We start from the raw sequence: 12,372 nt of genomic DNA on the forward strand, positions 1-12,372 counted from the left end.
AATCGGGCGGCGGACAGCAGGCGACTGTATCATGGTGCGCCGCACCAACGGCCCGCTGTGGCTGCGGCCAATACGTAATTTCTTCTTACGCGACTTCCCAGGCAATCCGAGGCTTGCACCATGCCCAAGGTCTTCATCGACGGCGAAGCCGGTACCACCGGCCTCCAGATTCGCGAGCGGCTCCAGCAGATGCCGCAGATCGAACTCGTGAGCATCGCGCCCGAGCTGCGAAAGGACGTGGCCGCCAAGCGCGAGCTGATGGCCGGCGTCGACCTGGTGGTGCTCTGCCTGCACGACGATGCCGCGCGCGAGTCGGTGGCACTCATCGACCAGCTCGAAGGCCAGGGACGCCGCCCCAAGATCATCGACGCCTCGACCGCGCACCGCACGGCCGCCGGCTGGGTGTTCGGCTTCCCCGAACTCGTGGCCGGCCAGACGGAGGCCGTGGCCAAGGCCGAGCGCGTGGCCAACCCCGGCTGCTACGCGACCGGCGCGATCGCGATCGTCCGCCCGCTGGTCGATGCCGGCCTGCTGCCGGCCGACCATGCGATCGCCCTGCCCTCCGTCAGCGGCTACTCGGGCGGCGGCCGCACCATGATCGAGGCCTATGAGGGCGGAAAGGCACCGCTGTTCGAGACCTACGCGCTGGGCCTCAAGCACAAGCACATCCCCGAGATCATGAAGTACACCGGCCTCACGCGCCGGCCCGTGTTCATTCCCTCGGTCGGCAACTTCAAGCAAGGCATGCTGGTGCAGCTGCCGCTGCACCTGGACGAGCTGCCCGGCCGGCCCAAGGCGGGCGACCTGCAGGAGGCGCTGGCCGCGCACTACGCGAAGAGCAACACGCCCGAAAAGTTCGTGAAGGTGCTGCCGCCCACCGAGGACGGCAAGATCGACGCCCTCGCGCTCAACGACACCAACGAGCTCGAGATCCGCGTGTTCCCGAACGAGGACCACCGCCATGCCGTCGTCATCGCGCGGCTGGACAACCTGGGCAAGGGCGCCAGCGGCGCCGCGGTGCAGAACCTCAAGCTGATGCTGGGGCTGTAAGCCCGCGCAGCTGCATTTCGCGGCTGACCCTCACTCGTTAGGGTCGTACCGCAAGACCTTTGCCACGACGGCGCCGGCAAATCCACGCGCCAGCAGAAAGCGCGTCTGTTTCGCGCGCTCCGCCGCGTCATGCGGCAGCGTGCCGAAGCGCTGCCGCCACACTTCGAGCGCACGGTCGAACTCGCTGCCCGAGAGGCTTGCGAGCGCTTCGGCCACCGCTTCGGGCGCAACGCCCTTGTGCAGCAGCTCCTGGCGCACGCGCGCGGCGCCGTGCCGTGCCGCGCGCTGGTGCAGCACCGACTGCACCACCCTCGCCTCGCTGATGAAGTCCTTGGCGGCCAGCTCGTCGAGCGCGCGCGCCAGCGTGCCGGGCTCTTCTTCGTACTTGGCCAGCTTGCGTTCGAGCTCGCTGCGCGAATGCTCGCGCTGGCTCAGGAGACGCAGGGCGCGGCCTTTGAGAGACGGAGCGCTGAAAGCCATGGCATCCGGTTACTTCTCGGGCGTGACGTCTGCCGCTTCGGCCAGAAGCGGAATGCCCAGCGATTCGCGCACCTTGTTCTCGATCTCGCGCGAAAGCGCCGGGTTCTCGCGCAGGAACTCGCGCGCGTTGTCCCGGCCCTGCCCGATCTTCTCGCCGTTGTAGGCATACCAGGCGCCCGACTTGTCGACGATCTTGGCGTTCACGCCCATGTCGATGATCTCGCCCTCGCGGCTGATGCCTTCGCCGAACAGGATGTCGAACTCGGCCGTCTTGAAGGGCGGCGAAACCTTGTTCTTCACCACCTTGACCTTGGTCTCGTTGCCGATCGCCTCGTCGCCCTTTTTGATGGTGCCGATGCGGCGGATGTCCAGGCGCACCGAGGCGTAGAACTTCAGCGCATTGCCGCCGGTGGTGGTTTCGGGCGAGCCGAACATCACGCCGATCTTCATGCGGATCTGGTTGATGAAGATGACCATGCAGTTGGTCTTCTTGATGGTGGCGGTGAGCTTGCGCAGCGCCTGGCTCATCAGGCGGGCCTGCAGGCCGGGCAGCGAGTCGCCCATTTCGCCTTCGATTTCGGCCTTGGGCGTGAGCGCGGCGACCGAGTCGATCACGATCAGGTCGACCGCGCCGGAGCGCACCAGCGAATCGACGATTTCCAGTGCCTGCTCGCCGGTGTCGGGCTGGCTGATCAGCAGGTCCGACAGGTTGACGCCGAGCTTCTGCGCGTACTGCACGTCGAGCGCGTGCTCGGCATCGACGAAGGCGCAGGTGCCGGCCTGGCGCTGCATCTCGGCGATGACCTGCAGCGTGAGCGTGGTCTTGCCCGAGGATTCCGGACCGTAGATCTCGATCACGCGGCCGCGCGGCAAGCCGCCGACGCCGAGCGCGATGTCGAGGCCGAGCGAGCCGGTGGAGACCACCTGGATGTCTTCCAGCGCCTCGCCTTCGCCCAGCCGCATGATCGTGCCCTTGCCGAACTGCTTTTCGATCTGGGCCAGCGCGGCCTGCAGGGCCTTGGCCTTTTCGCTGCCTGCGACCGAGATGCTGGTGCCTTTGACGAGTGCGTCCATGTGGAAATCTCCTTGAATATCAACGGGTTGTGTTGGGTTCATTCAATCTGCTTTTAATCACAGGCTGGATGCTTGAACAGTAGTGTAGGGGTTGATGGATTCGAGTAAACCCATTTTTTGGTCAGTTTGCTTTACTATCGATCGCACGTGATAGACGCTGTATTTCCGATCGACCCCGACGCCTGGCGCCAAACCCACCTGGGCCGCCTGCTGGGCCATGCCATGCGCCGCTTCGACGAGCGCGTGCTGGCGCTGATGGCGCACGATGCCGACGTGCCGCTGGCGCTGTCGAACCTTGCGGCGCGCGCGCAGGTGAGCGCGGCGCACATCCACATCACGCGCCATCTGTCGCGCGAAGGCTCGCGACTGACCGAACTCGCCGAGCGCGCCGGCATGACCAAGCAGGCCATGGGCACGCTGGTCGACCAGTGCGAGGCCTGGGGCCTGGTGACGCGCGGCCCTGACCCGCTCGATGCGCGCGCGCGGCGGGTGCTGTTCACGGCCGATGGGCTGGCCTGGCTGGAAGCCTTCCGCCATGCCGTGGCGCAGGCAGAAAAAGAGTTCCGCGCCAGCGTCGGCGACGAGATCGCCACCGTGGTAACCATCGGTCTCGAAGCCTATGCCGCGGCCTAGAATCCCAGCGTCTGGAGACACGCCATGCGAATACTGATTGCGGAAGACGACCAGGTGCTGGCGGATGCCTTGCTGCGCAGTCTGCGCACCTCGGGTTCGGCCGTCGACCATGTGGCGACCGGTTCGCAGGCCGATGCCGCGCTGATGACCAACAGCGAATTCGATCTGCTGATCCTCGACCTCGGCCTGCCCAACATGCACGGCCTCGAAATCTTGAAGCGGCTGCGCGCCCGCGGCTCGCAGCTGCCGGTGCTGGTGCTGACGGCGGCCGACAGCGTCGAGGAACGCGTCAAGGGCCTGGACTACGGCGCCGACGACTATATGGCCAAGCCCTTCTCGCTGCAGGAACTCGAGGCGCGCGTGCGCGCGCTCACGCGGCGCGGCATGGGCGCCACCAGCAATGCGATCAAGCACGGCCCGCTGGTCTACGACCAGGCCGGCCGCGTGGCGACCATCGACGGCAAGATGATCGAGCTCTCGGCGCGCGAACTCGGCCTGCTCGAGGTGCTGCTGCAGCGCGCCGGCCGGCTGGTGAGCAAGGACCAGCTGGTCGAGCGGCTGTGCGAGTGGGGCGAGGAAGTGAGCCTCAACGCGATCGAGGTCTACATCCATCGGCTGCGCAAGAAGATCGAGAAGGGCCCGATCCACATCGCCACCGTGCGCGGCCTCGGCTACTGCCTCGAGAAGATCCCGTGATTCCCCTGAGCCTTCGGTGAAGCTCTTCCAGCGCGCACAGCGCTCCCTTTTCGGCGAGATCCTCGATTGGATGCTCACGCCGCTGCTGCTGCTGGTGCCGGTCAGCATCGGCGTCACCTGGCTGGTCGCGCAGGGCATCGCCAACGCGCCCTTCGACCGCGAACTGCAACACAACCTCCGCACGCTGGCGAAGCTGGTGAACCTGCAGCAGGACGCGGCGCAGTTCGTGCTGCCGCAGGCGGCGCGCGAGATCCTGCGCGGCGACGACGCCGACCGCGTGTACTACCAGGTGCTGGACGGGCATGGCGAGCTGCTGAGCGGCGAGCGCGACGTCCCTTTTCCCCATACCGACGAGCCCCCGGTGACGGGCACCGTGTACCTGCGCGACGGCGAGATGCACGGCAAGGCGGTGCGCGTGGCCTCGCTCTGGATGGCGGGCGCCACGGCCGACGAACCCCCGGTGCTGCTGCAGATGGCCGAGACGCGCGAGAAGCAGTCGGTGCTCGCCGCCGAGATCATCAGCGGCGTGCTGCTGCCGCAGTTCGCGATCCTGCCGCTCGCGGTGCTGCTGATCTGGCTCGCGCTGGTGCGCGGCATCAAGCCGCTGTCGGTGGTGGAGGCGCGCATCCGCGAGCGCCGGCCCGGCGACCTGAGCCCGCTCGACGAATCCTCGGTGCCGCTCGAGGTGGTGCCGCTGGTGCTGTCGGTCAACGACCTGCTGAGCAAGCTCAACGATTCCATCGGCACGCAGAAGCGCTTCCTGGCCGACGCGGCGCACCAGCTCAAGACGCCGCTCGCGGGGCTGCGCATGCAGGCCGACCTGGCGCAGCGCGAGGGCGCCAATGCGAACGAGCTCAAGCAGTCGCTCAAGCAGATCGGCCGCGCGAGCATGCGCGCCACGCACACGGTGAACCAGCTGCTGTCGCTGGCGCGCGCGGAGGGCAGCGGCGCCAGCATCGCGCGCCAGCCTTGCGACCTGGCGCGCCTCGCCATCGAGGTGGTGCGCGAAGCGGTGCCGCGTGCGATCGAGAAGCGCATCGACCTGGGCTACGACGGCGCCGAGGCGGGCGCGCCGGGCGTCGTGCTCGAGGGCAACCCGACGCTGCTCAAGGAGCTGGTGCGCAACCTGGTCGACAACGCCATCAACTACACGCCCTCGGTGCCCGAGCGGCCGGGCGTGATCACGGCCCGCGTGCTGGGCGATCCCTTCGGCCGCATCATCGTGCTGCAGATCGAGGACAACGGCCCCGGCATCGCCGAGCACGAACGCGAGCTGGTGTTCGAGCCCTTCTACCGCGTGCTCGGCAACGAGGCCGACGGCTCGGGGCTGGGCCTGCCGATCGTGCGGGAGATCGCGCGGCAGCACCATGCGACGGTGCAGCTGGAAGACGCCCATCCGGGCCAGCGCCCACCGGGCACGCGCTTCAGCCTGCGCTTCGACGCCGACGGGGGCGACAACGCCTAAGGCTTCAGCGCAGCAGGCGCCTCGTCCTTGCGTATCTGCAGCAGCTGCGGCCGCAGCTGTTGCGCCAGCCGCTCCGGTTCGGTCTCGCTGAAGCGCGCCGGTGTCGTGCCGAACATGGCGAGACCGCCGCGGGTCCACGCGAAGTAGCCCACATTGGCCACCAGCAGCAGAAGAACCAGTGCGCGCAGCAACATGCCTACTGCGCCTGCCGCACGCTGACTTCGGCGCTGGTGATCGTCTTCATGCCCGAGGCCGTCTGGACCAGGAGCTCGCCGCCCCAGCCCACGCCCTCGCAGCGGCCCACGGTGCCGTCGCTGAGCTGCACCTCGCGGCCGCGCAGGATGTCGCGCGCCGCGAAGCGCTCGGCAAAGGGCACGAAGCCGCGCTCGCCGAACAGCAGCAGGTCGTCCACCAGCGGCACCACGATCTCGCGCAGCAGCTCGGGCGCGGTGGCACGCGGGCGCCACTGCCGGATCCATGCCGGCGCGGTGCTGAGGCCCGCGGCCTCGCGCGGCCCGATGTTGAGGCCGATGCCGATCACCAGGTAGCGCTCGGCCGTGCCGTTCTGGGGCAGGGCGGTTTCGATCAGGATGCCGCCGAGCTTGCGGTCCTCGACCCACAGGTCGTTGGGCCACTTGAGCGCAATGCCCCCTGCCTTCGACGGGTCCAGGCTTTCCGCCACGCTGACGCCGACCGCGAGCGAAAGCCCCGACCAGTCCCTGGGCAAGAGCGGCAGGCCAAGCGAAAAAGTCAGCGAGGCAGGTTCGTCTCGATCCTGTGCGCTCTGCCAGAGGCGCCCCATGCGGCCCCGGCCGGCGGTCTGCCGCTCGGCCACCAGCAGCACCGGCGACGAGCGGCCGTCGCGGGCGCGCCGCATCAGCTCGCTGCTGGTCGAATCGATCTCGGCAACGACCTCGACCGAAAGCCCCGGCAGCAGCGGGGCCAGGGCGGCGGCGATCTCGTCTTCGAACCAGGGGGTGGCCATGGTCAGCGCTTGCCGTCCTTGCCGTTCTTCTTGGCCTTCTTCTTGTCCTTCTTTTTCTTCTTGTCTTTTTTGTTGTCGTCGGACTTGGGCGCCAGCAGGGTGCCGCGGCAGCTTTCGGAGCCGCACCAGCAGGGGAAGTCGGCCTTGAGCTTCTTCGTGTAGGGCTCGTCGATGATCAACCCGTAGTCGTAGTTGAGCTCCTCGCCGGCCGCGATGCTGCGCAGTGCCTTGATGAAGACCCGGCCGTCGGTTTCGTCGGCCTCGCAGTTGGGTTCGCAGGAATGGTTGATCCAGCGCGCGGCATTGCCCTTCACGCCGCCGTCGATCACACGCCCGTCATCGATGTGGAAGTAGAAGGTATGGTTCGGCTGCGCCGGGTCGTGCGGATGGCGGCGCAAGGCCTCCTTCCAGGTGATGAGCTCACCCTTGTATTCGATCAGCGTCTCGCCCTCCGCGAGGTCCTGCACGGCGAACACGCCGTTGCCGTGAACGCCGGAGCGCCGTGTCTGGATGCGGCGGCCGCCGGAAATAGGGGATTTGGAAGGCATCGCCGAAGTCTGTTAGTTTGAATATGTACGCATGCGCGTGCGCGTACGCACGCGAGAAGCGCCAGATTGTAGATGTGACCCCCACGCTCCCGCACTGCGTGTCGTCGCTGCCCCCCCGAGGGGGGGCAGGCCGCCCGTCCGTGCGAAGCGCGGACTTCGCCGCGCTGGCGGCCCGGCGCCGGCCTGAATACGAGGAACTGTTAATGAAGACTTTGGTAATTGCAGAGAAGCCATCGGTGGCCCAGGACATCGTGCGCGCGCTCACGCCGGTGGCCGGCAAGTTCGACAAGCACGAGGAACATTTCGAGAACGAGAAGTACGTCGTCACCAGCGCCGTGGGCCACCTGGTCGAGATCCAGGCGCCGGAGGAGTTCGACGTGAAGCGCGGCAAGTGGAGCTTTGCCAACCTGCCGGTGATCCCGCCGCGCTTCGACCTGAAGCCGGTCGACAAGACCAAGACCCGCCTCAACGCGGTGGTGAAGCAGGCCAAGCGCAAGGACGTGACCCAGCTCATCAACGCCTGCGACGCGGGCCGCGAGGGCGAGTTGATCTTCCGCCTGATCGAGCAGTACGCCGGCGGCAAGGCGCCGCTGGGCAAGCCGGTCAAGCGCCTGTGGCTGCAGTCGATGACCCCGCAGGCCATTCGCGACGGCTTCGAGCAGCTGCGCAACGAGCAGCAGATGCAGGGCCTGGCCGATGCGGCGCGTTCGCGCTCCGAGGCCGACTGGCTGGTCGGCATCAACGGCACGCGCGCGATGACCGCCTTCAATTCGCGCGACGGCGGCTTCTTCCTCACCACTGTCGGCCGCGTGCAGACGCCGACGCTGTCGGTGGTGGTCGAGCGCGAAGAAAAAATCCGCAAGTTCGTCAGCCGCGACTACTGGGAGGTGCACGGCAGCTTCCTGGCCGAGGCCGGCGAATACCCCGGCAAGTGGTTCGATCCGAACTGGAAGAAGCCGCCGCCCGGCCCCGACGGCGCGCCCGATCCCGAGCAGCGCGCCGATCGCGTATGGAACGAACGCGACGCCACGGCCATCGCCGAGGCCGCGCGCGGCAAGCCCGCCAGCGTCACCGAGGAAAGCAAGCCCACCACGCAGGCCTCGCCGCTCTTGTTCGACCTGACCTCGCTGCAGCGCGAAGCCAACAGCCGCTTCGGCTTCAGCGCCAAGACCACGCTTGCGCTCGCGCAAAGCCTCTACGAGCGCCACAAGGCATTGACCTATCCGCGGACCGACTCGCGCGCGCTGCCCGAGGACTACCTGCCGGTGGTCAGGCAGACCATGGGCATGCTCGCCAACAGCGGCATGAAGCATCTCGCGCCCTTTGCGAAGCAGGCGCTCGACGACAACTACGTGAAGCCCTCGAAGCGCGTCTTCGACAACGCCAAGGTCAGCGATCACTTTGCGATCATCCCGACGCTGCAGGCGCCCAGCGGCCTGTCGGACGCCGAGCAGCGGCTCTACGACTTCGTGGTGCGGCGCTTCCTCTCGGTCTTCTTCCCGAGCGCCGAGTACCAGGTGACCACGCGCATCAGCACGGTGGAGCAGGGCGGCAGGAAGTACCCGTTCCGCACCGACGGCAAGGTGCTGGTCAAGCCGGGCTGGCTCGCGATCTACGGCAAGGAAGCGCAGGACGACGAGAAGGAAGACGACAAGGACGGCAAGCGCCTGGTGCCGGTCAAGCCCGGCGAGATGGTGCGCGCCGAATCGGTGGAGACCAAGGCGCTCAAGACCCGTCCGCCCGCGCGCTATTCCGAAGCCACGCTGCTCGGCGCCATGGAAGGCGCGGGCAAGACCATCGACGACGACGAGCTGCGCGAGGCGATGCAGGAAAAAGGCCTGGGCACGCCGGCCACGCGCGCCGCGATCATCGAAGGGCTCTTGGCCGAGAAGTACATCCACCGCGAAGGCCGCGAACTCATTCCGACCGCCAAGGCCTTCCAGCTCATGACGCTGTTGCGCGGGCTCGGCGTGGAAGAACTCTCCAAGGCCGAGCTCACCGGCGAATGGGAACACAAGCTCGCGCAGATGGAGCACGGCAAGCTCAGCCGCGAAGCCTTCATGCGCGAGATCGCCGAGATGACGGAGCACATCGTCAAGAAGGCCAAGGAGTACGACCGCGACACCGTGCCCGGCGACTACGCGACGCTGGCGACGCCGTGCCCCAACTGCGGCGGCGTGGTGAAGGAGAACTACCGCCGCTATGCCTGCACCGGCAAATTGGGCCAGGAGCCCTGCGGCTTCTCCTTCGGCAAGTCGCCGGCCGGCCGCACCTTCGAAGTGGCCGAGGCCGAGGCGCTGCTGCGCGACAAGCACATCGGCCCGCTCGAAGGCTTTCGCTCCAAGGCCGGCTGGCCCTTCGTCTCGGAGATCGTGCTCAAGTACGACGAGGAGGCGAAGAACTGGAAGCTCGAATTCGACTTCGGCGACGACAAGAATGCCGAGAGCGGCGAGATCATCGACTTCAGCGGCCAGCAGTCGCTGGGCCCGTGCCCGAAGTGCGGCGCGCGCGTGTTCGAGAACGGCAGCAACTACATCTGCGAGAAGTCGGTGCCGACGACCGAGCAGCCGACGCCGAGCTGCGACTTCAAGACCGGCAAGATCATCCTGCAGCAGCCGGTGGAGCGCGCCCAGGTCGAGAAGCTGCTCGCCACCGGCAAGACCGACCTGCTCGACAAGTTCGTCTCGATGCGCACGCGCCGTCCGTTCAAGGCCTTCCTCGCCTGGAACAAGGACGAAGGCAAGGTGACTTTCGAGTTCGCACCGCGCGACAGCAAGTTCCCGCCGCGCAAGACCTTTGCCAGGGCGGCGCCCGCGGCCGCAAAAAAGGTGGCTGCCGCGAAGACGAAGACGCCTGCAGCCAAGAAGGCCGCGCCCGCGAAGAAGGCCGCCGCGCCCAAGGCGCCACGCAAGCCGGGCGCCGGACTCAAGCCCAGCGAGGCCCTGGCCGCGGTGATCGGCGCGGAACCCGTGGCGCGCACCGAAGTCATCAAGAAGCTGTGGGACTACATCAAGGCCAACGGCCTGCAGGATGCGGCCAACAAGCGGGCCATCAACGCCGACGCCAAGCTCAAGCCGGTGTTCGGCAAGGACCAGGTGACGATGTTCGAGCTCGCGGGTATCGTGGGCAAGCACCTCGGCTGATCAAGAAGGAGATTCCTGTGAAGAAGCTCGTTTCCATGCTCCTCGTCGCGATCGCGCTCGGCACCGTCGCCGGCTGCGCATCACGCGCCGTCGCCGACGGCGACCGCTCCGCCACCACCGGCGGCAGCGGCATCACGGTGTTCGGCACCATCGACGCGGCCGTCAGCGGAAGCCGCAACCGCTAAGCAGCAACTAGCGCATCAGCAGCGCCTGCCGCAGCAGCCGGGCCGCGCGGTTGCGGATGCGCCCCGGCGCGCTGCGCAGCGGCCCCCGCGGGCTCACCTTTGCCGTCGCGCAAGCCCAGAGAAAGTCCTGCAGGATGGCCGTGTCGTCCACGGTCTCGGTGCTGCCGTACTTGTGGAACTCCGGATGCCACTGGGTGGCGGCGATGTAGCTGCGGCCGCGGTCGACCCGGCGGCGGATGGCTTCGGGCACGTGGTCGGGGATGCTCCAAGCGTCGACCTCGAAGCCGGGCGCGATGTCTTTCACGCCCTGGTGATGGATGCTGTTGACGCGCGCCGTCTCCATGCCCGGATAGAGCTTGGACAGGCGCGAGCCCGGCGTGATGCGGATGTCGTGGAAGTGCTGGTCGTAGGCCACCGGGTCGCGATGCCGGATGCCGTTGGGATGCTGCGCTTCGATATCCTGGTAGAGCGTGCCGCCGAAGGCCACGTTGATGAGCTGCAGGCCGCGGCAGACGCCGAAGATCGGCTTGCCGACTTCCTCGAAGGCCTCGACCAGCGCAAGGTCATAAAGGTCGCGGACGCGGTCGCCGATCCAGGCGTCCTTCAGCGGCACCTCGCCGTAGCTGCCGGGCCAGACATCGGCGCCGCCATGCATCACCACGCCGTCGAGCCACTCCGCATAGTGCGAGAGCTTGGTGTCGCCGCGCGCCGTTTCGCCGGTCGGGCAGGGCACCATCACCACCATCGCGCCGGCCGACATCAGCCAGTGCGCGATGGACTGCTCGACATACTGCAGCGTCTTGTTGGTGAACAGCGAACGCTCCGGGTCGGCGTGGGAGAAGCAGGCAGACAGGCCGATCTTGAGGCGTCCGGAAACGGTTTGTGGCATCGCAATCAAGGCTGGCGCCGCGCGGGCCGCGCCGCCCTTGGTGAACAGAAGAGTATTGTGAAACGTTCGAAAGGCCCGCGCAGACGACAGCCACCCGCAGCTGCGTCGGACAGCGCCGCGGAGATAGGATCGCCTCTTTTCTGTTCGTGACCCCAGGAGATACCCATGAAGACCATCAAGGGCCCGGCCATCTTCCTGGCCCAGTTCGCGGGTGACAGCGCACCCTTCGATTCGCTCGACACCATTGCCGCCTGGGCGGCGAGTCTCGGCTACAAGGGGGTACAGATCCCGAGCTGGGACGCCCGCCTCTTCGATCTCAAGACGGCCGCGGAAAGCAAGACCTATTGCGACGAAGTGAAGGGCATGCTGGAGCGGCACGGTATCGAGATCACCGAGCTCTCGACCCATCTGCAGGGCCAGCTGGTGGCCGTGCATCCAGCTTACGACACCGGCTTCGACGGCTTCGCCGCACCCGAGGTGCGCAACAACCCGGCCCGGCGCCAGCAATGGGCGGTGGAGCAACTGCACCTGGCGGCCCGCGCCTCGGCCCATCTCGGGCTCACGGCGCATGCGACTTTCTCCGGCGCGCTCGCCTGGCCCTATCTTTATTCGTGGCCGCCACGCCCGCCGGGACTGATCGAAGAGGCCTTCGACGAACTCGCGCGGCGCTGGCTGCCGATCCTCAATGCCTTCGACGATGCCGGCGTCGACGTCTGCTACGAGATCCATCCGGGCGAGGACCTGCACGACGGCGTGAGCTACGAGATGTTCCTCGAGCGCGTGGGCCAGCACCCGCGCGCCTGCCTGCTGTACGACCCGAGCCACTTCGTGCTGCAGCAGCTCGACTACCTGGCCTACATCGACCACTACCACGAGCGCATCAAGATCTTTCACGTGAAGGATGCGGAGTTCACCCCGACCGGCAAGCAGGGCGTCTACGGCGGCTTCCAGTCATGGATCAACAGAGCAGGGCGCTTCCGCTCGCTGGGCGACGGCCAGGTCGACTTCAGGGCGATCTTCTCGAAGATGGCGGCCTACGACTTCCCGGGCTGGGCGGTGCTCGAATGGGAGTGCTGCATCAAGCACCCAGAGGACGGCGCCCGCGAGGGTGCGAAATTCATCGCCGACCACATCATCCGCGTGGCCGACCGGGCCTTCGACGACTTCGCGGCCGACGGCGTCGACACCGTGGCCAACAAGAGGATGCTGGGGATCGCGCCTTAG

Annotated in this window: 13 protein-coding genes; 7 read left to right on the forward strand and 6 right to left on the reverse strand. The window is 67.3% G+C overall.

Annotation, left to right across the window (positions count from 1 at the left end):
• Positions 1-120 precede the first annotated feature (120 nt).
• Positions 121-1,050: an N-acetyl-gamma-glutamyl-phosphate reductase gene (gene argC, locus ACSQ89_RS28660; RefSeq protein WP_436291987.1), complete on the forward strand. Its 930-nt coding sequence runs from the start codon at positions 121-123 to the stop codon at positions 1,048-1,050.
• A 30-nt stretch (positions 1,051-1,080) separates the two neighbouring features.
• On the opposite strand, the gene recX is transcribed toward argC, so the two are convergent.
• The gene (recX, locus tag ACSQ89_RS28665; RefSeq protein ID WP_436291986.1) at positions 1,081-1,530 is read right to left on the reverse strand and encodes a recombination regulator RecX; all 450 of its coding nucleotides are present in this window, start codon (positions 1,528-1,530) and stop codon (positions 1,081-1,083) included.
• 9 nt (positions 1,531-1,539) lie between these two features.
• Positions 1,540-2,604, reverse strand: coding sequence for a recombinase RecA (gene recA, locus ACSQ89_RS28670; RefSeq protein WP_093108542.1), 1,065 nt, complete (start codon positions 2,602-2,604; stop codon positions 1,540-1,542).
• A 147-nt stretch (positions 2,605-2,751) separates the two neighbouring features.
• Between recA and ACSQ89_RS28675 the strand changes: the two genes are divergently transcribed.
• The 3 genes from ACSQ89_RS28675 to ACSQ89_RS28685 are packed head-to-tail and all read left to right on the forward strand — an operon-like array spanning position 2,752 to position 5,398.
• On the forward strand, positions 2,752-3,237 hold the full coding sequence (locus ACSQ89_RS28675; RefSeq protein ID WP_436291985.1) for a MarR family winged helix-turn-helix transcriptional regulator: 486 nt from the start codon (positions 2,752-2,754) through the stop codon (positions 3,235-3,237).
• A gap of 24 nt (positions 3,238-3,261) precedes the next feature.
• Positions 3,262-3,933 (forward strand): response regulator, encoded by a 672-nt coding sequence (locus tag ACSQ89_RS28680; RefSeq protein ID WP_086920396.1) that lies wholly within the window; start codon positions 3,262-3,264, stop codon positions 3,931-3,933.
• A 16-nt stretch (positions 3,934-3,949) separates the two neighbouring features.
• A complete protein-coding gene (locus ACSQ89_RS28685; protein ID WP_436291984.1) occupies positions 3,950-5,398 on the forward strand; it encodes a sensor histidine kinase N-terminal domain-containing protein in 1,449 nt (482 codons plus the stop codon).
• Here the strand turns inward: ACSQ89_RS28685 and ACSQ89_RS28690 are convergent.
• From ACSQ89_RS28690 to ACSQ89_RS28700, 3 genes are read right to left on the reverse strand one after another with little or no spacing between them, the layout of a single operon-like run.
• The gene (locus tag ACSQ89_RS28690; protein WP_093108540.1) at positions 5,395-5,592 is read right to left on the reverse strand and encodes a sporulation protein; all 198 of its coding nucleotides are present in this window, start codon (positions 5,590-5,592) and stop codon (positions 5,395-5,397) included. The genes ACSQ89_RS28685 and ACSQ89_RS28690 overlap by 4 nt on opposite strands.
• Before the next feature lie 2 nt (positions 5,593-5,594).
• Positions 5,595-6,383, reverse strand: coding sequence for a biotin--[acetyl-CoA-carboxylase] ligase (locus ACSQ89_RS28695; RefSeq protein WP_436291983.1), 789 nt, complete (start codon positions 6,381-6,383; stop codon positions 5,595-5,597).
• Between the two features lie 2 nt (positions 6,384-6,385).
• Complete coding sequence (locus tag ACSQ89_RS28700; RefSeq protein WP_436291982.1) at positions 6,386-6,931, reverse strand: SET domain-containing protein; 546 nt, start codon at positions 6,929-6,931, stop codon at positions 6,386-6,388.
• A 203-nt stretch (positions 6,932-7,134) separates the two neighbouring features.
• Here ACSQ89_RS28700 and ACSQ89_RS28705 point away from each other — a divergent pair, with 203 nt between their 5' ends.
• Both ACSQ89_RS28705 and ACSQ89_RS28710 read left to right on the forward strand, forming a co-directional pair.
• Positions 7,135-10,074, forward strand: coding sequence for a DNA topoisomerase III (locus ACSQ89_RS28705; protein WP_093108537.1), 2,940 nt, complete (start codon positions 7,135-7,137; stop codon positions 10,072-10,074).
• Positions 10,075-10,091: 17 nt separating this feature from the next.
• A complete protein-coding gene (locus ACSQ89_RS28710) occupies positions 10,092-10,259 on the forward strand; it encodes a hypothetical protein (protein ID WP_170855640.1) in 168 nt (55 codons plus the stop codon).
• A 7-nt stretch (positions 10,260-10,266) separates the two neighbouring features.
• Here the strand turns inward: ACSQ89_RS28710 and ACSQ89_RS28715 are convergent, their stop codons facing one another.
• Positions 10,267-11,148 carry a gamma-glutamyl-gamma-aminobutyrate hydrolase family protein gene (locus ACSQ89_RS28715; protein ID WP_093108536.1) on the reverse strand — a complete coding sequence of 294 codons (882 nt, stop codon included), beginning with the start codon at positions 11,146-11,148 and terminating at the stop codon, positions 10,267-10,269.
• A gap of 165 nt (positions 11,149-11,313) precedes the next feature.
• On the opposite strand from ACSQ89_RS28715, the gene ACSQ89_RS28720 reads away from it, so the two are divergent.
• Positions 11,314-12,372 carry a sugar phosphate isomerase/epimerase family protein gene (locus ACSQ89_RS28720; protein ID WP_436291981.1) on the forward strand — a complete coding sequence of 353 codons (1,059 nt, stop codon included), beginning with the start codon at positions 11,314-11,316 and terminating at the stop codon, positions 12,370-12,372.

It is taken from the genome of Variovorax sp. LjRoot175 (assembly GCF_964253805.1).
GTDB lineage: Bacteria > Pseudomonadota > Gammaproteobacteria > Burkholderiales > Burkholderiaceae_C > Variovorax.